The 21,322-nt window shown below is 65.5% G+C and carries 17 protein-coding genes; 8 read left to right on the top strand and 9 right to left on the bottom strand.

The genetic code is table 11. The features are described from left to right. Positions 1-5 precede the first annotated feature (5 nt). From AC0L2F_RS33250 to AC0L2F_RS33240, 3 genes are read left to right on the top strand one after another with little or no spacing between them, the layout of a single operon-like run. Positions 6-1,139, top strand: a complete 1,134-nt coding sequence (locus tag AC0L2F_RS33250; RefSeq protein ID WP_063995686.1) for an MlaE family ABC transporter permease — start codon at positions 6-8, stop codon at positions 1,137-1,139. A 2-nt stretch (positions 1,140-1,141) separates the two neighbouring features. Continuing rightward, a complete protein-coding gene (locus AC0L2F_RS33245; protein WP_007612400.1) occupies positions 1,142-1,912 on the top strand; it encodes an ABC transporter ATP-binding protein in 771 nt (256 codons plus the stop codon). A 16-nt stretch (positions 1,913-1,928) separates the two neighbouring features. Next, complete coding sequence (locus AC0L2F_RS33240) at positions 1,929-2,810, top strand: MlaD family protein (RefSeq protein ID WP_473251258.1); 882 nt, start codon at positions 1,929-1,931, stop codon at positions 2,808-2,810. Positions 2,811-3,062: 252 nt separating this feature from the next. On the opposite strand, the gene AC0L2F_RS33235 is transcribed toward AC0L2F_RS33240, so the two are convergent. After that, a complete protein-coding gene (locus AC0L2F_RS33235; protein ID WP_473251257.1) occupies positions 3,063-8,705 on the bottom strand; it encodes an apolipoprotein A-IV repeat region-like domain-containing protein in 5,643 nt (1,880 codons plus the stop codon). Positions 8,706-8,848: 143 nt separating this feature from the next. Further along, positions 8,849-9,103 (bottom strand): hypothetical protein, encoded by a 255-nt coding sequence (locus AC0L2F_RS33230; RefSeq protein WP_157234094.1) that lies wholly within the window; start codon positions 9,101-9,103, stop codon positions 8,849-8,851. Here AC0L2F_RS33230 and AC0L2F_RS33225 point away from each other — a divergent pair. Further along, positions 9,102-9,476 carry an Hpt domain-containing protein gene (locus AC0L2F_RS33225; RefSeq protein ID WP_088931159.1) on the top strand — a complete coding sequence of 125 codons (375 nt, stop codon included), beginning with the start codon at positions 9,102-9,104 and terminating at the stop codon, positions 9,474-9,476. The two genes, AC0L2F_RS33230 and AC0L2F_RS33225, sit on opposite strands and share 2 nt — an antisense overlap. 165 nt (positions 9,477-9,641) lie before the next feature. Then, a complete protein-coding gene (locus AC0L2F_RS33220; RefSeq protein ID WP_007602043.1) occupies positions 9,642-9,962 on the top strand; it encodes a 2Fe-2S iron-sulfur cluster-binding protein in 321 nt (106 codons plus the stop codon). Between the two features lie 12 nt (positions 9,963-9,974). Here the strand turns inward: AC0L2F_RS33220 and AC0L2F_RS33215 are convergent, their stop codons facing one another. Next, positions 9,975-10,442 (bottom strand): acyl-CoA thioesterase, encoded by a 468-nt coding sequence (locus AC0L2F_RS33215; protein WP_473251256.1) that lies wholly within the window; start codon positions 10,440-10,442, stop codon positions 9,975-9,977. A 179-nt stretch (positions 10,443-10,621) separates the two neighbouring features. Between AC0L2F_RS33215 and AC0L2F_RS33210 the strand changes: the two genes are divergently transcribed. From AC0L2F_RS33210 to AC0L2F_RS33200, 3 genes are all read left to right on the top strand, one after another. Continuing rightward, on the top strand, positions 10,622-11,650 hold the full coding sequence (locus AC0L2F_RS33210; RefSeq protein WP_473251255.1) for an NAD(P)/FAD-dependent oxidoreductase: 1,029 nt from the start codon (positions 10,622-10,624) through the stop codon (positions 11,648-11,650). Positions 11,651-11,766: 116 nt separating this feature from the next. Then, positions 11,767-12,369 carry a DUF2147 domain-containing protein gene (locus AC0L2F_RS33205; protein WP_007612388.1) on the top strand — a complete coding sequence of 201 codons (603 nt, stop codon included), beginning with the start codon at positions 11,767-11,769 and terminating at the stop codon, positions 12,367-12,369. A gap of 380 nt (positions 12,370-12,749) precedes the next feature. Further along, complete coding sequence (locus tag AC0L2F_RS33200; protein WP_035975119.1) at positions 12,750-13,106, top strand: hypothetical protein; 357 nt, start codon at positions 12,750-12,752, stop codon at positions 13,104-13,106. An 89-nt stretch (positions 13,107-13,195) separates the two neighbouring features. Here AC0L2F_RS33200 and garD read toward each other — a convergent pair whose 3' ends face one another. From garD to AC0L2F_RS33170, 6 genes are all read right to left on the bottom strand, one after another. After that, positions 13,196-14,737, bottom strand: coding sequence for a galactarate dehydratase (gene garD / locus AC0L2F_RS33195; RefSeq protein ID WP_473251254.1), 1,542 nt, complete (start codon positions 14,735-14,737; stop codon positions 13,196-13,198). A 118-nt stretch (positions 14,738-14,855) separates the two neighbouring features. After that, positions 14,856-16,304 (bottom strand): aldehyde dehydrogenase family protein, encoded by a 1,449-nt coding sequence (locus AC0L2F_RS33190; protein WP_473251253.1) that lies wholly within the window; start codon positions 16,302-16,304, stop codon positions 14,856-14,858. A gap of 17 nt (positions 16,305-16,321) precedes the next feature. Further along, a complete protein-coding gene (gene gudD / locus AC0L2F_RS33185) occupies positions 16,322-17,665 on the bottom strand; it encodes a glucarate dehydratase (protein ID WP_473251252.1) in 1,344 nt (447 codons plus the stop codon). Positions 17,666-17,689: 24 nt separating this feature from the next. After that, on the bottom strand, positions 17,690-18,634 hold the full coding sequence (gene kdgD / locus AC0L2F_RS33180; RefSeq protein WP_007612378.1) for a 5-dehydro-4-deoxyglucarate dehydratase: 945 nt from the start codon (positions 18,632-18,634) through the stop codon (positions 17,690-17,692). A gap of 124 nt (positions 18,635-18,758) precedes the next feature. Next, positions 18,759-19,664 carry a LysR family transcriptional regulator gene (locus AC0L2F_RS33175; RefSeq protein ID WP_007602059.1) on the bottom strand — a complete coding sequence of 302 codons (906 nt, stop codon included), beginning with the start codon at positions 19,662-19,664 and terminating at the stop codon, positions 18,759-18,761. Between the two features lie 122 nt (positions 19,665-19,786). Continuing rightward, positions 19,787-21,127 carry an MFS transporter gene (locus AC0L2F_RS33170; RefSeq protein WP_473251251.1) on the bottom strand — a complete coding sequence of 447 codons (1,341 nt, stop codon included), beginning with the start codon at positions 21,125-21,127 and terminating at the stop codon, positions 19,787-19,789. Positions 21,128-21,322: the final 195 nt, after the last annotated feature.

Below are 21,322 nucleotides of genomic sequence, written 5' to 3'. Positions count from 1 at the left end.
ACATCTTGAACGGCGATCCGAAGCTGGAACGGATTGCGAAGGGCAATGCGCTGGCACTCTGCGCCACCGGAACCTGGACCGCGAGCTTCGCGCCGGTCCTGGAGCGGATGGTGGCTGACGCCGAGAAGCTCGCCGGCACCTCGCAAAGCATCTTCATCGACGTGTCCGAGGTCGCCAAGCTCGACACCTTTGGCGCCTGGCTGATCGAGCGGCTGCGCCGCAGCCTGACGCAGGGCGCCGTCGAGGCGCAGATCGCCGGCCTCTCCGCCAATTATTCGAGCCTCGTGGACGAGGTGCGGCGGGTCAGGGCGACGCCGGTCATCGACACCAGCACGATCACCATCACCGGCATGCTGGAGCAGATCGGCCGGGCCGTGGCCGGTGTTGCCGGCACCGTCGCAGGCCTGATCGACATGCTCGGCGCGGTGCTCGCGGCGGTCGCGCGCACCCTGATTCATCCGCGCTCGTTCCGCCTGACCTCGACCGTGCATCATCTGGAGCAGGTCTGCTGGCGCGCGGTGCCGATCGTCGTGCTGATCACCTTCCTGATCGGCTGCATCATCGCCCAGCAGGGTATCTTCCACTTCCGCAGGTTCGGCGCCGACCTGTTCGTCGTCGACATGCTCGGCGTGCTGGTCCTGCGCGAGATCGGCGTGCTGCTGGTCGCGATCATGGTCGCGGGCCGCTCGGGCAGCGCCTACACCGCCGAACTCGGCTCGATGAAGATGCGCGAGGAGATCGACGCGCTGCGCACCATGGGTTTCGACCCGATCGAGGTGCTGGTGCTGCCGCGCATGCTCGCGCTGGTGCTGGCGCTGCCGATCCTGGCCTTCCTCGGCGCCATGGCCGCGCTCTATGGCGGCGGTCTCGTCGCCTGGCTCTATGGCGGCGTGCAGCCGGAGGCTTTCCTGCTGCGGTTGCGCGACGCTATCTCGATCGACCATTTCATCGTTGGAATCGTCAAGGCGCCTGTCATGGCCGCGGTGATCGGCATCGTCGCCTGCGTCGAGGGGCTCGCGGTGCAGGGCAGCGCGGAATCGCTCGGGCAGCACACGACGTCATCTGTCGTGAAAGGAATCTTTTTCGTCATCGTCATGGACGGCGTATTCGCCATCTTCTTCGCCGCGATCGGGATGTGACGATGGCAGGCGAGATCCAGAACCCCATCATCCGCGTCCGAGACATCACCGTGCAGTTCGGCGCGACGCGCGTGCTCGACGGGCTCGACCTCGACGTCAAGCGCGGCGAGATCCTTGGCTTCGTCGGTCCTTCCGGCGCGGGCAAGTCCGTGCTGACACGCACCATCATCGGCCTCGTGCCGAAGGTCGCGGGGAGCATCGAGGTGTTCGGCGTCGACCTGGATGCTTCCAATACGTCGCAGCGTCGCAACGTGGAGCGGCGCTGGGGCGTGCTGTTTCAGCAGGGCGCGCTGTTCTCCTCGCTCACGGTGCGGCAGAACATCCAGTTTCCCATGCGCGAATATCTGCGGGTGTCGCAGCGGCTGATGGACGAGATCACCATCGCCAAGCTCACCATGGTGGGTCTCAAGCCCGAAGTCGCCGATCGCTTTCCGTCGGAACTCTCGGGCGGCATGATCAAGCGCGTCGCGCTGGCGCGCGCGCTGTCGCTCGACCCAGATCTCGTCTTCCTGGACGAACCGACCTCGGGCCTGGACCCGATCGGCGCCGGCGATTTCGACGAACTGGTCAGGACCCTGCAGCGTACTTTGGGGCTGACCGTTTTCATGGTAACCCACGATCTCGATAGCCTTTACACAGCATGTGACCGCATCGCCGTTTTAGGCAACGGTAAGATCATTGCGGCGGGGTCGATCGCCGACATGCAGGCCTCGCAGCATCCCTGGCTGAGGCAATATTTCCATGGCAAGCGCGCTCGCGCGGTGATGGGCTGAGGTGCCGGAGTAGCTGATGGAAACGCGCGCAAATTATGTGCTGATCGGGTCGTTCACGCTGGCGGTGATCGCCGCCGCGATCGGCTTCGTCCTGTGGTTTCAGTCGTTGCACACCACCAAGCAGCGCAGCCCCCTGCGCGTCGTGTTCGAGGGCCCGGCCGCGGGCCTGCGCAACGGCGGCAGCGTCAATTTCAACGGTATCCGGGTGGGCGAGGTGGTCTCGGTGAAGCTGGACAACCCGCGGCGGGTTGTCGCACTCGCCATGGTCGAGAACAACGCCCCGATCCGCAAGGACACCCTGGTCGGCCTCGAATTCCAGGGCCTGACCGGCGTCGCCGCGATCTCGCTCAAGGGCGGCGAGGAGGCCGCGCCGTCGCCGCCGCTCGACGAGGACGGCATCCCCACGCTGACGGCCGATCCCAACAAGCTCCAGGACGTCACCGAGGCGATCCGCGGCACGCTCCAGAACATCAACAAGATCGTCGCCGACAATCAGGAGTCGGTGAAGAACTCGCTGAAGAATCTCGAGACTTTCACCAACTCGCTCGCCCGCAACTCCGAGAAGATCGACGGCGTGATGGCCAAGGTCGACGGCGTCATGCTCAAGGCCGACAGTCTCATGCTCGGCCTCAACACGCTCGCCGGCGGCAAGGACGGCGGCGAGCTGTTCCAGGCGGTGAAGTCGATCCGCGAACTGGCCGACGATTTCGACAAGCGCTCCGGCGCATTGATGACCGACGGCCGCCGTACGCTCGGCGACATCAGCCGCGCCGTCAACAATTTCGACCGCAACCCGACCCGCGTCCTGTTCGGCGCCAGCAACAGCGCGCCGGCGGCCGCGCCGCCACCGCCGCCCGAGCCGCCGAAACCCGCCGCGCCGGAGCGCCGGCGGCAGTAGGGGGATCGCCTCGTGCTTCTCCGGCGTCGTCCTGGCGAAAGCCAGGACCCATTACCCCAAGGAGGAGTTTGGCGAAGAGCAGTCGTTCGGTACTTCCACCGGCGGCAATCGACAGACCTCGCGGTATGGGTCCTGGCTTTCGCCAGGACGACACCGAATGTTTGTCGATCGCTTCGTTCCTAATGACACCCAAAACAAAAACGGAGGCCGCGAGGCCTCCGTTTCCTTGTTCGTCATTTGCGAGCGGGCCGCTCACCCCAACCGGCCCGCTGCGTGAGCGAGCAGCGTATACACCAGGCCCGTCTCCGAGATCAGGTGATTGCGCAGCTCCTGCGGGCCGCGGCCGTCGCGGGCGACTTCGTCGAGCAGGCGTTCGAACTCGGCGACATAGCGGTCGACCGTGGCCTTGAAGTTGCGGTCGGAGCGATACTTGCGGGCGACCTCGTCAAAGGCCTTCTGGCCGGCGGGCGTGTAGAGGCGCTTGGTGAAGGCCTTGTTCTCGCCGCGCTGGTAGCGGTCCCACATCTCAGACGCGAGGTTACGGTCCATCAGCCGGCCGATGTCGAGCGACAAGGATTCCAGCGGATTGCCGCCACCTTGCGGAACCTGCGGCTGCGGCGCCGGTGCAGCCTGGCGGCCGCGCTGGGGCTCACGTCCGGTCGGCGCACCCTGGTTGGCGTCCGTGCGGCTCAAGAGGTCCGACAGCCAGCCGTCGCGGCCCTGGTCGTTGCCGGCCGGCGCGACCGGCGGCGCTTCGGTGCGGCGCGAGGACGCGGGCATGCCGAGGTCCGGCGGCGGCAGCGTCGAGGCGCTGGCGCTCTCGCGCATGCGCGTCTCGGTGCTGCGCGCGCCGACGGCCGCCAGCATCGGCTCTTCCTGGCGCTGCACGCTGGCGCGGCCGGTCGTGGAGACGTCGAGGCCGCGGCCGTGCTGGGCCACGATGCGGTTGAGCTCGGCGAGGGCCTCGATCTGGTCGACGATCACCTTGCGCATCTGCGCAGTGCTCTCGGCGGCCTCCTGCGGCATCTCGAGCACGCCGCGGCGCAGCTCGTTGCGGGTGGCTTCGAGCTCATTGTGCATCTCGAACGCCATCTGCTTCATGCTGGAGACGAGGTTGGTGAACTTCTCGGTCGACTGCTTGAACATCGCATCCGCCTCGTCGGTGGTCTGGCGGTAGATGTCGTGCATGGCCTCGACGGTCTGGCGGTGCTCCTCTTCGGAGGCCGACCGCACCGCCTCGAACTGGCGGGTGATCGCGGCGGAACCGGCGCCGGCGGTCTCCGCGACGACGCGGGCGATGTCGCGGGCGCGCTCTTCGGCGGCCGCCAGCGATTCATCGAGCAGGCCGGTGAAGCGCGACAGGCGCTGGTCGAGATCGGCGGTGCGCAGGTCGATCGTGGTGACGAGCGATTCCAGCGCCTCCTTGCGTTCGGCGAGCGAGGCGGTGGTGTTCTTGTTGCTCTGCTCGACGACCTGCGCGGCCTCGACGAGTGCCTTGCCGTGCGCGTCGAACTGGGTCGAGAGCTCGCCGAGATCCTGGAGCGCCCGCGTGGTCTTGCTGTTGAAGACGTTGAGCTGGTCTTCCAGGTTCTGCGTCGCAGCGCCGTTGCGCGAAGTGACGTCGTTCATCGCCGAGACGAAGTCGGCGACGCGCGTCACCAGCGCCCGCTCGAGCGAGTTGAGGTTGTCGTGCGCACCGGTCAGCACCTCCTGGAGCAGGATGTTGCCTTCGCGTAGGCGCTCGAATAGGGCGACCGTGTCGGTGCGCAGGATCTTGCTGGTCTCCTGCATCTCGGTGACGGCCGCGATCGAGACCTGGCGCGACTGGTCGATCGCCGCGCGCGAGGCCTGCTCGAGGTCCTTGAGCGACTTGTTGACGGCACCCGTCGCCATCTCGCTCGCCGAGTTGATGGTTCGCGCCACCTCGGAGCCGTTGCCCATCATGGTCTGCGAGAACGCATGGCCGCGCGTCTCGATCGACTTCAGCGCGTCGGACGTGACGCGGTCGATATCGAGCGTGAGCTGGCTGGTCTTGGAGCCGATCGCGTCCACGAGCGAGCCGCGCTTGGCGTCGATCATGTTGGCGAGACGGTCGGACTGCTGCTGCACGTAGGTGACGATCTCGTCGGTCTTGCCGGTCATGGCCTGGCCGAAGCTGCTGCTGGCGGCAAGCACCGAGCGCTCGACGTCCGCCGAACTCGACTTGACCCGCGAGCTCGCCTCGTTGGAGGCGTTGATCAAGGCGTTCTGGGCGTTGAGCGCGCTGGTCTGGATGTCGTTGGTCGCGTTCGCGGTGGCCGTGCTCAGCGTACGCTCGATCTCGCTCGAGATTGTGCGGATCTGGCTTGCGGCATCCGCCGAGGTCGAGACCAGCGAGGTCTGTGCCTCACGCGCGCTGTTGAGGATGGTCGAGGCGGTGTCGGCGCCGACCGAGGTCAGCGTGCGCTCGATGTCCGTGGTCAGCGACTTGATCTGGCCTGCTGCGTCCGTCGAGGCGGAGATCAGCGTGCCCTGGGCCTCGCGTACGCCGCTGGTGAGCGCTTCGATGGTGGCGCCGCCGGCGGTCGCCAGCGCGCGCTGCATCTCGGCCGCCAGCGAACGAACCTGGCCGGTCTGTTCGGCGGAGACCGCCAGCAGGGTGCTCTGGGCATCGCGGGCGCTGGTCGTGATCGTCTCGGCGGTCGACTGGCCGACCTGCGAGAGCGACCGATGCACTTCGGCGGCGAGGGACTTCACCTGGCTCGCCGCATCCGAGGACGCGTTGACGAGCGTGCTCTGGGCTTCGCGGGCGCCGGTCATGATGGTCTCGGCCGTCGCGGTGCCGGCCATCGAGAGCGAGCGCTGCACGTCGGAGGACAGCGCCTTGATCTGGTTGGCGGTCTCGCTCGAGGCCGCGATCAGCGCGCTCTGCGCATCGCGGGCGCCGGCGGTGATCGATTCCGCCGTGGCGGAGCCGGCCATCGACAGCGAGCGCTGCACGTCGGCGGTGAGGGTCTTGACGTGGTTGGCCGCATCCGAGGACGCCGTGACGAGCGTGGTCTGCACCTCGCGGGCACCGGCCAGGATCGAGGCGGCGGTCGCCGACCCTGCCGACGACAGCGTGCGTTCGACGTCGGCCGCGAGCCCCTTGATCTGGTTGGAGGCATCGCCCGACGCGGCGACCAGCGTGGACTGCGCTTCGCGGGCGCTGGTCAGGATCGAGTTCGCGGCACCGGTGCCGACGGCGGTCAGCGCGCGCTCGACCTCGGCGGAGGTCATCTTGAGCTGGGCGTTGACGTCGGAGGAAACCGTCATCAGGGACTGCTGCGCGGTGCGCGCACCGGTCTGGATGGTCTCGCTGGTGTTGACCACGAGGTTGGTGAGCGAGCGCTCGGCGTCCTCGACATGCGAGCGGATCGCGGTGGAGATCATCTCGGCGCGGGACATCATGTCCTCGCTGGCCTGGCGTCCGCTGCTCTCGATGCGGCCGGCGACGGCCTCGACGCGCGAGCCGAGCAGGTCCTCGAACTGCGCCACGCGCACGTCGATGTCGCTGGCGACCGAGCCGACCTTGGTCTCGATGGCCTGCTGGATGTCCTGGAAGCGCGCCGTGACCGTGTCGGTCAGGTGCATGCTGCGGCCGTCGATGATCTCGGTGACGCCGGTGATGCGGCGGTCGACTGCCTCGATCGCCTGCGCGGTGCCGTCCGTGAGCGTCGAGGTCAGGAGCGTGAGGCGGGTATCGATCGACTGCACGGCCTGCGAGGCGCCGTTCGTCACCGCGGTGGTCAGGTAGGTGAGACGCGTGTCGATGGATTCGAGCGCCTGCGACGCGCCGCCGGTGAGGGTGGTCGTCAGATGCGTAAGGCGCGTGTCGATCGTCTGGATGGTCTGCGATGCGCCATCGGTCAGCGAGCTCGTGAGGTGGTTGAGGCGGGAGTCGATCGACTGGATCGCCTGCGCGGCACCGTCGGTCAGCGACGAGGCGAGTGTGTTGAGCCGTCCGTCGATGGTCTCGGTGACCGACTTCGCGCGGGTATCGAACGACTGTTCGAGCGCGGCGACGCGGCCGACGAGCTGCTCGTCGAAGGTCTTGATGTGACCATCGATCGTCGAGTCGAGGCTGGAGATCTTGCCGTTCAGCGAGGTGTCGAGGTTGCTGACGCGCTCGCCGATCGTGGTCTCGAACTGTACCAGGCGCTGGTCGAGCACCGCCGTGATGGCGCCGCCGTTAGAGGTGAAGCGGGTGTCGAAATTGTCGACATAGGTCTTCAGCGACTCATGGATATCCTGGGTGCGCTGGCCCATCCGATCGACGATCTCGCCGCCGAAGGTCTTCACGGTGCGGTCGAACTCGGAGATGTGGCGGGTGATCAATGCGCCCAGCGTGCCGGAGTCGCGGGCGAACTTCTCGACCAGCTCGGTGCCCTGGTTCTTCACCAGCTCATCGAAGGCGCTCATCTGGAGCGACAGCGAGTCGTGCGCGGTCTCGGTCTGGCTGACGACCTTGGCGACCAGGGTGTTGACGGTGGCGTCGAGCGCTTCGCTCGCCTTGTCGCCGGAGGTCATGATCTGGCCGGCGAGGCGGTTGCCGGCGTCGTCGATCTTGGCGGAGAGGTCGTTGGAGCGCAGCTCGAGCTCGAGCAGCAGCGAGTCGGACGAATTCTTCAGGCTGTCGTGCACCTGCTCGGTACGCTCGGAGATGCCGTCGACGATCGCGGCGGAGCGCTGCTCGAACTCGCCGGTGATGCGGTCGATGCGCTCGTTCAGCATTTCGTGGACGCGGTCGGCGAGGTCGACGAACTCGTCGTGAACGTGGCCGGTCTTGAAATTGAGGCTGGTGGTCAGCCGCTCGCTGGCGTCGAGCACGGCGCGCGTGGTCTCGTTGCTGGCCTCCTCGAGCCGGTCGAGCAGGTCGCCGCCGCGCTCGCCGAGCGCGAGGATCATGTTGTCGCCGGCGTTGCTGAGCGCACCGGTGATGTGGGCGCCGCGCTCTTCGAGCGCGCCGGTGATGGACTTGGCGACCTCGTCGACGCGCGAGGCAATCGCGTCCGAAATCAGCGCGATATCATGGCGCAAATCGATCTGCACGCCGGAGATGGCGCTGCGGACCTGCTCGGCCTGGCCGACCAGATTGTCGCGCTGATGTGCGATGTCCTGGAGCAGGGCGCGGATGCGCACTTCGTTGTCGGAATAGGCGCGTTCGAGCGCCGCGACTTCGTTGGCGACCAGCGTCTCGAGCTCGCCGGCGCGCGCGATGGCGCGCTCGATGCCGTCGCCCATCGCCGCAACCTCGCGGCGTATGGCCTGGCCGACGGTGACCATCGAATCCGAAGCCGAGCCTTCCGGCTCGGAGAAGCGGATCGCAACCTGGGCCATCGCCTGCGCGACCGAGCTCATTTGCTGGCCGCGCCAGACGAGGCTCGCCAGGAAGAAGAACAGCATGATCGGCGCGAAGAACATCGTGACCAGGCCGGCAATGGCCAACACGCCGCCGCTCTGGCCCATCGCCGCCTGGATCGAAGGCAGGAAGCCGACCGTCAGCGCGGCGCAGGCCGCCAGCCAGATGACCGTGAAGATTGTCGCGCCGGTATAGATGTTGCGGGTCGGGCGTCCCGTCTGCAACGTCTGCAAGAGCTGGCCGATGGTCGCACGGTCGTCATTGGCGGCGCGGCGCGAGGAGCGCGGCTCCTCGATCTGGTCGAACATCGCGCGTTCGTTCGCGGCAGGGCGCGCGTCGAAGCTCGGTTCGTCGAATATCGGGGGAGCCGGTGGCGCGACCGGGGGCGACGTTTCGCTGCGCATCGAGGCGTTGCGGCTGGTGTCCGCGGCCGTGTCGCTGATGTTCAGGGCTTCCTGGATTGCAGAAAGCGCATCTTCTGTGGGGTCTTTGACCTTTTTCGGAGTGTTTGCCATGTTCAGTCCGAGCCCTCGTTACTTGTACGCGTCCCCCCGCGAGCTCTGCGCGCTACGCAAGCCCACAGTCCGGATCATGCCGCTTGCGCGGATCTCCGAGCCATCCCCACCCGGACGGCTTGTCCGCCAATTTCTCCAACATCCTATTGGCAGAGCGTCGCGAATGAAATGCCCGCGATTAAGACATTCTTAATCATCGTTAACAGGATCGCGCCGTAAGGCCTTAGCAATAAATGCAATTCTCCACCGGACTCGCCGGATTGCGGCAACTTTTCGTCAATAAACAGGCAGATTTGCGCAAAACGGCCGGAACATTTCGTTAACCATTTCCGTGCTTGGGTAGAGGGAACTTGACCGCCGGACCGGCGGCCATCGCGCGATGCCGGGGCCTGCGCCATGATGCCTGAACTGCAACGGATGGACTGGATGCCCTCGCCCCCGCTTGCACCCATCGACAGCCCGCTCGACCTCGATCATCTCTCCCGCATGACGCTCGGCGATTCCGAGCTGAAACAGGAAGTGCTGGCGATGTTTGCCGAGCAGGCGGTGCGCTTGATGGCGGCAATGGCGGCGCTGCCGGCCGAGGCTGGTGCGCTCGCCCACAAGCTCAAGGGGTCGGCACGCGGGATCGGCGCCTTTGCGGTGGCGGATGCCGCCGCCAGCCTGGAGACCGCGATCCAGACCGGACAGGGCCGGCCTCACGCCTTCGCCGCGCTGAAAGAGGCGGTGACCGAGGCGCGCGCCGCCATCGAGGCGATCCTGAACCCTTAGGCCGACAAGGCCAGAACCGTGCTCTAGTCTTTTGTTTTGACGGGTTTTCTTCCCGCGAAACGGCATTCACGACTTATCAAAACGCTATGGCGCCGGGCTGAGCGACCCGTTATAGGACAGCCCGGACCCTCCTTCATTCCCTAGATCGCGGCAGCACGAGCACACATGGCCAAAATTCACTTTGTCGATCACAAGGGCGAAACCCGTACGGTGGACGTCGAGAACGGCGCGACTGTGATGGAAGCCGCCATCCGCAACAGCATTCCCGGCATCGAGGCCGAATGCGGCGGCGCCTGCGCCTGCGCCACGTGCCACGTCTATGTGGATGAAGCGTGGCGCGAGAAGGTGGGCAGCCCGACGCCGATGGAAGAGGACATGCTCGACTTCGGCTTCGACGTGCGCCCGAACTCGCGCCTGTCCTGCCAGATCAAGGTCTCCGACGATCTCGACGGACTCGTGGTGGCCACGCCGGAACGGCAGGCCTAACTCACTTATCTATCATGTGCTCGGCGGCGCGACCTCAATGCCGCGCTTGTGCCAGGGTCTGAGCTTCTCGAGCACTTCTGAGGTCAGCGGTGCCGGCCGTCGCGTCGCCTCGTCGAGCATGACGCCGACTGACGTCGCAGACGCAATGCACTTCCCGTTCGAAAACACGACCTGCTCGAACGTCACCGATGTCCGCCCGAGCTTCACCACGCCGAGGCCGAGCTCGATCGTATTCGGCCAGTGCAACTCGGCGCGAAAATGCATGTCGAGCCGCACCATGATCCAGGCAAGTCCCGGCGGCGTCAGGCCGTATTCCGGAAGCTTCATCAGCGTGACACGGCCGGTCTCGAAATAGGTGGCGTAGACCGCGTTGTTGACGTGCTGGTTGGGGTCGAGATCGCCGAAGCGGACATTGTCGCTGAGGCGAAAAGGATAGTCCTCCAGGCGCGGCGTCGTATCGAGGCGGCTTGGTGCGTTCACCGATTGATCTCCGTCATAGCGTTGCTGGTTACAGCCCAGTTATCCTGACCCGGCAAGTGGGTGCGGCTGCGGGGCGCTCCCGCTTTTATGCCTTCCCTGATCCATCCCCGTTGGCTAGACAGGCAGGGTCACCTCGGCCCACAGGGCGCCGTCCCACCGAACGACGATAAAGAGACGACATGAGCGACGCGATCAAAACGGATGTGCTGATTATTGGCGCCGGCCCCTGCGGTCTGTTCGCCGCTTTCGAGCTAGGCCTTCTCGACATGAAGACGCATTTCGTCGACATCCTCGACAAGGTCGGCGGCCAGTGCGCAGAGCTCTATCCGGAAAAGCCGATCTACGACATTCCCGGCATTCCGCAGGTTTCGGGGCAGGGCCTCACCGACGCGCTGACGGAGCAGATCAAGCCGTTCCATCCGACCTTCCATCTCGGCGAGATGATCGAGACCGTCGAGAAAATCGGCGATCCCCTGTTCCGCTGCACCACGGACGCCGGGAAGGTGTTCGAGTGCAAGGTGCTGGTGATCGCTGCCGGCGGCGGCTCGTTCCAGCCCAAGCGTCCGCCGGTGCCGGGGATCGAAGCCTATGAAGGAAGCTCGGTGCATTACGCCGTGCGCAAGATGGAAACGTTCCGCGACAAGAACGTGTTGATCGTGGGCGGCGGCGATTCCGCACTCGACTGGACGCTCAATCTGCATCCGATCGCCAAGCGTATCACGCTCTTGCATCGTCGCGACGATTTTCGCGCCGCCCCCCACAGCGTCGAGCAGATGCGCGCCCTGGTCGCGGCCGGCAAGATGGATCTGCGCCTCGGCCAGGTCACCGCGCTGTCAGGCAGCGAGGGCAAGCTGAGCGGCGCGACCGTCAAGGGCAACGACAACAGCGTGAGCGAAATTACCTGCGACACCATGCTGCCGTTCTTCGGCCTGACCATGAAGCTCGGTCCCGTCGCGAACTGGGGCATCGCGCTGGAGAACAATCTGGTGCCGGTCGAGACATCCGCGTTCGAGACCAACGTGCCGGGCATCTTCGCGATCGGCGACATCAACACCTATCCCGGCAAGATCAAGCTGATCCTGTGCGGCTTCCACGAGGGCGCGCTGATGTCGCAAAAAGCCCATCGCTATGTCTATCCGGAGAAGCGGCTCGTGTTCCAGTACACGACCTCGTCCTCCAGCCTGCAAAAGAAGCTCGGCGTCAACTGACGGCGGGGGCCAATGCCCCATGTTTCTGGTGCTGGAACAGTTCGCGAAATCGCCGTAGTCTGCGGCCATTGCAGTTGGCGGCTTAGCAAGGCGATTGGCTCAGCAAGGTGATGATAATGCGGACTCTCTTTTCCAGCTTTCGGCTGTTCTCGCTCCTCGCGCTCGCGATGTCGCTCGGTGCGGTGAGCCCGGTTGTGGCGCAAGTGCAGCAGCCGACCGCCGCAGGCCTCTGGCAGAAGGTCGAAGACGGCAAGACGGTGGGTTGGTTCCTCTTCATCGACCACAACGGCATCTTCGAAGGCGTCATCGCAAAAACCTTTCCGCGGCCCGGCGACGACCCGAACGAGATCTGCGCGAAATGCACGGACGATCGCAAGAACGCGCCGGTGCTCGGGCTTTCCTTCATCCGCGACATGAAGCGCGACGGCTTGAAGTATGACGGCGGCAACGTGGTCAATCCGCGTGACGGCAACATCTGGAAGGCCAAGATGACGGTCAGCCCGGATGGGCAGACGCTGACGATGCGCGGTTTCCTCGGCATCTCCCTGTTCGGCAAGGACGAGACCTGGACGCGTCTTCCCGACGCCAACATCGCGCAGGTCGATCCCGCGATCGTCGCGAAATATCTCCCGGCGCAAGCGACCGCCGCGACCAAGCCAGTGCCCGCCCCTGCGGCGAAGAAAGGCGGCGCGATGATGGCGCCGGCGCCGAAGCAGTAGGGTCTACGTCGCGCGCTGTGCCGCCCGAACTTCCGTAGCGCCACACACCGCCGTCATTGCTCGCGAAGGCGGGGAATCCAGTACGCCGCGGCCTCTCCGTGTTCTTGCGCGGTGTCCGTGGCCCCCGTGCGCAATCGCGCAGCGGCCGGCTGAGACAGCGGAGATCTTGGCGCGCGAGTAGCGGTCATACCCGTCGAAAGACGAACGCGTGCCGGACGCGCGCCAGTAGTTCCCCGGAATGCGCTGTGGCGCCAGATTTGCATAGCTATCCGCAAAGCTGTTGGGGGAATGAGTCGCTGTCCTTGACGCCCTTCGCCGAGTCGCGGAAGGCGAACGGCAGCTATCACCCCGCGGCGATGATCTCGATCCGCGGAGACGACATGAGACGTGCAATATCGTGTGCCGCCATGCTGCAGGTCCTGACGGTGCTGCTGACGGTTCCGACGCTGGCACGCGACGACGGGCGCTACGCAAACTCGCCGCTCAAGCCCTGGTTCGAAAGCCTGCACAGCGAATACGGCCAATGCTGCTCGGATGCCGACGGCTACGTGGTCGCCGATGTCGACTGGGAATCCGATAAGGGCCGTTATCGCGTGCATCTCGACGGCGAGTGGGTTGTCGTGCCCGACGGCGCCGTCATCACCGAGCCGAACAAGATCGGCCGCACCATGGTGTGGAAGCACTATATCGACGGCCATCCCCGCGTGCGCTGCTTCATGCCGGGCAGCATGACGTAGATTGAAGCGTCATCCCGGGCGATGCGCAGCGTCGAAACGGGACTCGCACCAATGCATCCGCGCGGCGCGGCAGTGTCCGCGCGCAGCGGTCAGGTCACGGGCGCCGGATTGAACAGCGTCAAATCGTTGTGGATGCCCCAGCGATCCGACCAGGGCTGCGTGCGGCCGGAGGCGACATCGAGGATCAGGCGGAACAGGTCCCAGCCGGTCTCCTCGATGGTCTTCTCGCCGGTGGCGATGCCGCCGGCATCGAAATCGATCAGGTCCTTCCAGCGTCGGGCCAGCTCGGTCCGGGTAGCGACCTTGATCACGGGCGCAGCCGCAAGGCCGTAGGGCGTGCCGCGGCCGGTGGTGAACACCTGCAGCGTCATGCCGGAGGCGAGCTGGAGCGTGCCGCAGATGAAGTCGGATGCCGGCGTCGCCGCAAACAGCATGCCCTTCTGCGTCGCCTTCTCGCCGGGCGAGAGCACGCCGGTGATCGCGGACGAGCCGGACTTGACGATCGAGCCGAGCGACTTCTCGACGATGTTCGCAAGCCCGCCCTTCTTGTTGCCCGGCGTGGTGTTGGCGCTGCGGTCCGCGCCGCCGCGGGCCAGATAGGAATCATACCAGGCCATCTCGCGGACCAAAGCGCGGCCGACGTCCTCGTTGATGGCGCGTCGCGTGAGCAGCTGGATCGCGTCGCGCACTTCGGTGACTTCCGAGAACATTACGGTGGCGCCGGCGCGCACCAGCAGGTCGGCGGCGAAGCCGACGGCGGGATTGGCAGTGACGCCGGAGAAGGCGTCGCTGCCGCCGCATTGCAGGCCGATGACGAGATCGGCGGCCGGGCAGGTCTCGCGGGTGCGCGTGTTGAGGATCTTCAGGCGGGCTTCGGCCTGGGTCATGATCGCCTCGACGATGGCGCCAAAACCGTCGAAGGCTTCGTCCTGCATGCGCACGATGGCGTTGCTGACGCCTTCCGGCACCAGACGCTCGGGCGCGAGCTTTTCGCATCCCAAGCTGATGACCAGGATCTCGCCGCCGAAATTCGGGTTCTGCGCGATGTTTTGCAGCGTGCGGATCGGAATCACGGCATCAGGCGCGTTGATGGCGACGCCACAGCCATACGCATGCGTCAGCGGCACGACGTCGTCGACATTCGGATATTTCGGCAGCAGCTCGGCGCGGATGCGCTTCACCGCGTATTCCATCGTGCCCTTGACGCATTGCACGGAGGAGGAGATGCCGAGGATGTTCCTGGTGCCGACCGAGCCGTCGGAATTGCGAAAGCCTTCGAACGTGAAACCTTCGAGCGGCGGCAGCGGCGCGGGAACGGCGGTCGAGATTTCGAGCTTGTCGAGGGCAGGGGCCTCCGGCATGCGGATGCGCGCTTCGTCCACCCATTCGCCGGCCAGGATCGGCGCGAGCGCATGACCGATCACCTCGCCGTAGCGGATGATCGGGGCGTCCTGCGGGATGTCGACCAGCGCCGTCTTGTGGCCTTGTGGCACGAAGGCGCGCAGCGTCAGCCCGCTGGCGAAACGGGAGCCGGCGGGAAGCCCGAAATCATTGACAACGATCGCGACGTTGTCGCGCTCGTTGAGCTTGATGTAGCGGGGCTGCTCTTTCGCTGCGACTGACTGGTCCATGGACGGACTCCGAAGTGTAGGGTGGGTTAGCGCAGCGTAACCCACCACCGTCTGCATCCGTCGAACCACAAGAGGTGGGTTACGCTGCGCTAACCCACCCTACGACACCTACGATCCATCAACCGGGATAGGTATAGGCGGTCTTCACCGTGGTGTAGAACTCGCGGGCATAGGAGCCCTGCTCGCGGGCGCCGTAGCTCGAGCCCTTCCGGCCGCCGAACGGCACGTGATAGTCGACGCCGGCCGTCGGCAGATTGACCATCACCATGCCGGACTCGCTGTTGCGCTTGTAGTGCGAGGCGTATTTCAGGCTGGTGGTGCAGATGCCGGAGGCGAGGCCGAACTCGGTGTCGTTGGAGATCGCGAGCGCCTCCTCGTAGTTCTTGGCGCGAATGACGGTCGCCACCGGGCCGAAGATTTCTTCGCGCGCGATCCGCATGTTGTTGTTGGCTTCGGTGAACAGCGCCGGCTGCAGGTAGTGGCCGGGCGTTTCGCGCTTGAGCAGCTCGCCGCCCCAGGCGAGCTTGGCACCCTCATCCTGACCGATCTTGATGTAGCGCAGGTCCTGGTCGAGCTGGCTCTGGTCGACCACCGGGCCGATATGCACGCCGGCCTTGAGCGCGTCGTCCACCGTCAGGCCTTTCAGGCGCTCGGTCACCGCCGCAACGAAACGGTCGTGAATACCTTCGGTGACGATCAGGCGCGAGGACGCGGTGCAGCGCTGGCCGGTGGAGAAATAGGCGCCGTTGACGGCGACTTCGACGGCGGTCTTGAGATCGGCGTCGTCGAGCACGACCAGCGGGTTCTTGCCGCCCATCTCGAGCTGAAATTTCTTCATGTTGCTCGAGGTCACGCAGGCCTGCGCGATCTTGCGGCCGGTCTGCACCGAGCCGGTGAAGGTGATCGCGGCGACGTCGGGATGCTCGATCAGGGTCTGGCCGACCACGGAGCCCGAGCCGACAACGAGGTTGAACACGCCGGCCGGGATGCCGGAGCGAGTGATGATCTCGGACAGCGCATGTGCCGAACCCGGCACCAGCTCGGCGGGCTTGAACACCACGGTGTTGCCGTAGCAGAGCGCCGGCGCGATCTTCCAGGCGGGGATCGCGATCGGGAAATTCCAGGGCGTGATCATGCCGACGACGCCCATCGGCTCACGGGTGAGCTCGACGTCGATGCCGGGACGAACTGAAGCACCCTTTTCGCCGATCATGCGCAGCGCCTCGCCGGCGAAGAACGCAAAAATCTGGCCGGCGCGGGCGACCTCGCCGATGCCCTCGGGGAGGGTCTTGCCTTCTTCGCGGGCGAGCAGGCGGCCGAGCTCTTCCTTGCGGGCGATGATCTCGAGCGAAATCTTGTTCAGCGCGTCATAACGCGCCTGCGGCGTCGACTGCGCCCAGGCGGGAAAAGCGGCCTTGGCGGCTGCGATCGCCTTCTCGGTCTGCGCCTTGTCGGCCTTGGCGTATTCGCCGACGAGATCATTGGTGTTGGAGGGGTTGATGTTCTTGGTGACGCCGGAGCCGTCGACCCATTCGCCGCCGATGAAGTTCTTCAGGATCGCAGTCATAGCTTCCTCCAGAGTTTTTAACGAACCAGGCAGGGACGCTTGTCGTCGAAGGTCCAGCCGGGGATCAGGTCCTGCATGGCAATAGCGTCATCGCGGGCGCCGAGTCCATGCTGCTTGTAAAGGTCATGCGCGGCGTCGATGGCGGCCCTGTCGATTTCGATACCCAGGCCCGGCCTATCCGGCACGGCGATCTTGCCGGCCCTGATCTGGAGCGGCTCCTTCGTCAGGGCCTGGCCGTCCTGCCAGATCCAGTGTGTGTCGATCGCGGTGACCTTGCCGGGGGCGGCGGCGCCGACATGGGTGAACATGGCGAGCGAGATGTCGAAATGGTTGTTGGAGTGCGAACCCCAGGTCAGGCCGTTGTCGCGGCAGGTCTGAGCCACGCGCACCGAGCCTTGCATGGTCCAGAAATGGGGATCGGCCAGCGGAATGTCCACCGCGCCGAGGCGCAGCGCGTGGGACAATTGCCGCCAATCGGTCGCGATCATGTTGGTCGCGGTCGGCAGGCCCGTTGCACGGCGGAACTCGGCCATGATCTCACGGCCGGAGAAGCCGCCTTCGGCACCGCAGGGGTCCTCGGCATAGGCGAGGATGCCGTGCATGTCCTTGCAGAGGGTGACGGCCTCGTCGAGCGACCATGCGCCGTTCGGGTCCAGGGTCACGCGCGCATCCGGAAAGCGCTCGGCGATCGCGGTGACGGCCTCGATCTCCTGCTCGCCGCGCAGCACGCCGCCCTTGAGCTTGAAATCGGCGAAGCCGTAATGGTCGTGGGTGGCTTCCGCGAGCCGCACCACGGTTTCCGGCGTCATGGCCTGCTGATGGCGGAGGTTGAACCACTCGGGCTTGCCGGTCTCGCCGGTGACGTAGTCGAGCTTGCTTTTGCTGATGTCGCCGACGAAGAAGAGATAGCCCAGTGTCTCGACGCTGTTGCGCTGCTGACCCTCGCCGAGCAGGGCTGCGACCGGCAGGTTGAGATGTTGACCGAGCAGGTCGAGCAGGGCCGACTCCACGGCCGTGACGGCGTGGATCATGACGCGGAGATCGAAAGTCTGCTTGCCGCGGCCGGCGGCATCGCGATCGGCGAAGGCGGTCCTGATATCGGCGAGGATGTTGTTCATCGCGCCGACGGTCTTGCCGATCACGAGATCACGGGCGTCCTGCAGCGTCTGCCAGATCTTCTGTCCGCCAGGGACCTCGCCGACGCCGGTGTGGCCGGCACTGTCGGTGAGGATGACAATATTGCGGGTGAAGAACGGCGCGTGCGCGCCGCTCAGATTGAGGAGCATGCTGTCACGGCCTGCGACCGGGATCACCTGCATCGCGGTGACGACCGGTGCGCCGGTGATCTCGGTCTTGGCCATCGCAGGCTCCTCCCTGTGTCGCTGTTATTCTGCAGCCTGTTGTGACGATCGGATGGCGGGCAGATTCTTCACCAGCGCCGCGACCTCCGCGATCTCCTGCTCGGTGAGATCGGTCAACGGCGGGCGGACGGGGCCGGAATCGCGGCCGATCACCTTCATGCCGGCCTTGATGATCGAGACCGCATAGCCCTTCTTGCGGTTGCGGATCGCGATCAGCGGCAGGATGAAGTCCTTCAGGCCGGCGTGGATCTGCGCGTGGTCGCGCTTGCGCACGGCGGCGTAGAAGTTGGTGGCGAATTCCGGAACGAAGTTGAACACGGCCGAGGAGTAGGTGGTCACGCCCATGTCGAGGTAGGGCAGCGCGAAGGTCTCCGCGGTCGGCAAGCCCCCGATATAGGTCAGGCGGTCGCCGAGCTTGGTGTAGACGCGGGTCATCAGCTCGATGTCGCCGATGCCGTCCTTGTAGCCGACGAGGTTCGGGCAGCGCTCGGCGAGGCGGGCGAGCGTATCGGGCTGGAGGATGGCGTTGTCGCGGTTGTAGACGATGACGCCGATCTTCACGGAGGCGCAGATCGCTTCCACGTGGGCAGCAAGGCCGTCCTGCTCGGCATGGGTGAGATAGGGCGGCAGCAGCAACAGGCCGTCGGCGCCGGCCTTCTCCGCGCCGATCGCGATCTCGCGCGCGGTGGCGGTGCCGTATCCGGTGCCGGCGAGCACGGGAACGCGGCCCTTGGTCTCGTCGACGGCGATCTTGACGACCTGCGGAACCTCGGCCGCCGTCAGCGAGAAGAACTCGCCGGTGCCGCCGGCGGCGAACAGGCCTGCGACGTCATAGCCGCACAGCCAGTCCATATTGGCGCGGTAGGTCGCCTCGTCGAAGGAGTAATCCGCCTTGAACGGCGTGACGGGGAAAGACAGGAGGCCGGATCCGATCTTCTGGGCCATTTCCTGCGGGGTCATCTTGCTCATGGGCGCTGCTCCCTGGTCTCGTGTTGTGGAGGACGCAAAGGCTGCGCGTCCATGCGCCGTGGTTTAGGAGACCGTTCGATGCGGGTCCAAGCCAAAGCCTATATCGACCTATGCGAAATCAGCATCAATCTTCCATCACCTCCGCCGAGGACAATTCGCTCGCGATTTTGACGAGCGCCGACAGCAGCGGGTTCTCGTCGTCGCGGCGCCAGACCATGAACAGCTCGACCGGGACGCGGGTGCGCAGCTTCAGCGGCCGCAGGCGGACATCCGCGATCTTCAGGCTCGCTGCCGCCGCCGGCACGATGGCGAGGCCGAGGCCGGCGCGCACCATGGCGAGGATCGAGTGGATCTGGCTCAGGTGCTGGACATAGCGCGGCAGGATGTCGGCGCGGGTGAACAGCGCCACCAGCACGTCGTGAAAGTAGCGGCTCTCATAGGGCGAATACATCACGAAGGGCTGGTTGTCGAAATCCTTGATCGTGACGCTCTCGGCATTCGCCAGCGGATGCTTTTTCGGGATCGCGGCGAGCAGGGGCTCGGCGACGACGCGGCGGCTGGCGATTTCGGGGCGCGCGATCGGCGGCCTGAGCAGGCCGGCATCGATCTGGCCCGATGTCAGCGCCTCGAACTGGTCGCCCGACACCATCTCCTTCAGTGAGAAGTCCACCTCGGGCAGCTTGGCGCGGCAGGCGGCGACGAGCTCGGGGAGGAAGCCGTAGGCGGCGGCCGCGGTGAAGCCGATCTTCAGCGAGCCGGACTTGCCGAGCGCGATACGGCGGGCGACCTGCGAGGCGCTTTCCGCAAGCTTCAGGATGCGCCGGGCTTCCGGCAGGAAGCTGCGCCCGGCAGGCGTCAGGCGTACCGAGCGGCTGGTACGCTCCAGCAGCGGCGCATCGATGATGTGCTCGAGCACCTGGATCTGCCGGGACAGCGGCGGCTGGGTCATGTTCAGCCGCGCGGCGGCGCGGCCGAAATGCAATTCCTCCGCCACGGTGACGAAACAGCGGAGCTGGTTGAGGTCGAACATCGATACATGCCTTAGATGGATAAGGCGTTTCCCCGGCGCTTCTAGCATCGATTACTCCCAAAACAAAGACGGCGGCCGTGAAGCCGCCGTTAAGTTGCCTGGTCAAGCTCCCATGGGAGCCCTCAGGAGGAACGTTTGAGCACCACGCGCTCGATCTTGCCCACGACCACGAGATAGGCGAATGCGGCCACCAGCGCGTTGGCGCCGACGAATATCAGCGCGCCGTTGAACGAGCCGGTCGCGGCCAGGATGTAGCCAATCACGATCGGGGTGCTGATCGAGGAGAGATTGCCGAAGGTATTGAACAGGCCGCCCGAGACACCGCCGGCTTCCTTCGGCGAGGTGTCGGAGACGACAGCCCAGCCGAGCGCGCCGATGCCCTTGCCGAAGAAGGCGAGCGCCATGAAGCCGACCACCAGAGCCTGGCCGTCGACATAGTTGCAGGCGATGATCGACATCGACAGCAGCATGCCGCCGACGATCGGGACCTTGCGTGCCATGGTCAACGAGCCGGTCTTGCGCAGGATCGCGTCGGAGATGACGCCGCCCAGCACGCCGCCGATGAAGCCGCACAGCGCCGGCAGCGTCGCGACGAATCCGGCTTGCAGGATCGACAGGCCGCGCTCCTTGACGAGGTAGACCGGAAACCAGGTCAGGAAGAAATAGGTCAGCGTGTTGATGCAGTACTGGCCGAGATAGACGCCGAGCATCATGCGGTTGGAGAGCAGCTGGCGGATGTGGTCCCATCCGGAGCCGGCCTCGGCCGCGCGCTCTTCCTTGGGCGCGTCGAGATCGACCAGCGCGCCGCCGTCCTTGATGTAGTCGAACTCGGCCTCGTTGATGCCGGGATGCTCCTTCGGGCCATAGATCGTCTTGATCCAGACCAGGCCCATGATGATTCCGAGCGCGCCCATCACGAAGAACACGTAGCGCCAGCCGTAATCATGCGCGATCCAGCCCATCAACGGGGCGAAAATCACTGTTGCGAAATACTGTCCGGAATTGAAGAAGGCGGACGCGGTGCCGCGCTCGTTGCTCGGAAACCAGGCCGCCACGATGCGAGCATTGGCGGGGAACGACGGCGCTTCGGCGATACCGACGAGGAAGCGCAGGCCGAACAGCACGGTGATCGCGGTGCCGGCGCTGAAGAATCCGACCCAGCCCTGCATCGTCGTGAACAGCGACCAGACGATGATGCTGAAGGCATAGACGAGGCGGGAGCCGTAGCGGTCGAGCAGCCAGCCGCCCGGCACCTGCGCGATCACGTAGGACCATCCGAAAGCCGAGAAGATGTAGCCCATCGCGACGGGATCGAGGTGCAGCTCCTTGGAGAGCGCGGGGCCCGCGATCGACAGCGTGGCGCGGTCGGCATAATTGACGGTCGTGACCAGGAACAACATGGTCACGATGAACAGCCTGACGCGAGACCTTCTCACGTCCGCTGCGGACATCACTGCGCTCATGACGCGCCTCCTTAGAACTCGAAACGTTTCCCCACCGCGACTCCTAGAGGTGCGCGCGGCAAAGTGTCCAAGTTCAAGGCAGTATCGATCGATGCCGCTTTTGGATTGATGGAACGGCAGTGGGAGGAACGATTGAGGTGATGGCGAACCCGATTGCACCACGCACGCCGTTGTCATTTCCCGCGAAGGCGGGAA

It is taken from the genome of Bradyrhizobium sp. Ken64 (assembly GCF_055807555.1).
The sequence above is the reverse complement of the archived record's forward strand: the minus strand, read 5'-3'. Positions and strand labels throughout refer to the sequence as shown.

Excerpts from the sequence above, each read along its gene's own strand:
- AC0L2F_RS33210 (WP_473251255.1), top strand. The coding sequence starts at position 10,622 with ATGAGCGACGCGATCAAAACGGATGTGCTGATTATTGGCGCCGGCCCC.
- AC0L2F_RS33235 (WP_473251257.1), bottom strand. The coding sequence starts at position 8,705 with ATGGCAAACACTCCGAAAAAGGTCAAAGACCCCACAGAAGATGCGCTT.
- AC0L2F_RS33220 (WP_007602043.1), top strand. The coding sequence starts at position 9,642 with ATGGCCAAAATTCACTTTGTCGATCACAAGGGCGAAACCCGTACGGTG.
- AC0L2F_RS33190 (WP_473251253.1), bottom strand. The coding sequence starts at position 16,304 with ATGACTGCGATCCTGAAGAACTTCATCGGCGGCGAATGGGTCGACGGC.
- AC0L2F_RS33225 (WP_088931159.1), top strand. The coding sequence starts at position 9,102 with ATGATGCCTGAACTGCAACGGATGGACTGGATGCCCTCGCCCCCGCTT.
- AC0L2F_RS33205 (WP_007612388.1), top strand. The coding sequence starts at position 11,767 with ATGCGGACTCTCTTTTCCAGCTTTCGGCTGTTCTCGCTCCTCGCGCTC.
- AC0L2F_RS33200 (WP_035975119.1), top strand. The coding sequence starts at position 12,750 with ATGAGACGTGCAATATCGTGTGCCGCCATGCTGCAGGTCCTGACGGTG.
- AC0L2F_RS33175 (WP_007602059.1), bottom strand. The coding sequence starts at position 19,664 with ATGTTCGACCTCAACCAGCTCCGCTGTTTCGTCACCGTGGCGGAGGAA.
- kdgD (WP_007612378.1), bottom strand. The coding sequence starts at position 18,634 with ATGAGCAAGATGACCCCGCAGGAAATGGCCCAGAAGATCGGATCCGGC.
- AC0L2F_RS33170 (WP_473251251.1), bottom strand. The coding sequence starts at position 21,127 with ATGAGCGCAGTGATGTCCGCAGCGGACGTGAGAAGGTCTCGCGTCAGG.
- AC0L2F_RS33240 (WP_473251258.1), top strand. The coding sequence starts at position 1,929 with ATGGAAACGCGCGCAAATTATGTGCTGATCGGGTCGTTCACGCTGGCG.
- AC0L2F_RS33245 (WP_007612400.1), top strand. The coding sequence starts at position 1,142 with ATGGCAGGCGAGATCCAGAACCCCATCATCCGCGTCCGAGACATCACC.
- garD (WP_473251254.1), bottom strand. The coding sequence starts at position 14,737 with ATGGACCAGTCAGTCGCAGCGAAAGAGCAGCCCCGCTACATCAAGCTC.
- AC0L2F_RS33230 (WP_157234094.1), bottom strand. The coding sequence starts at position 9,103 with ATGGCGCAGGCCCCGGCATCGCGCGATGGCCGCCGGTCCGGCGGTCAA.
- gudD (WP_473251252.1), bottom strand. The coding sequence starts at position 17,665 with ATGGCCAAGACCGAGATCACCGGCGCACCGGTCGTCACCGCGATGCAG.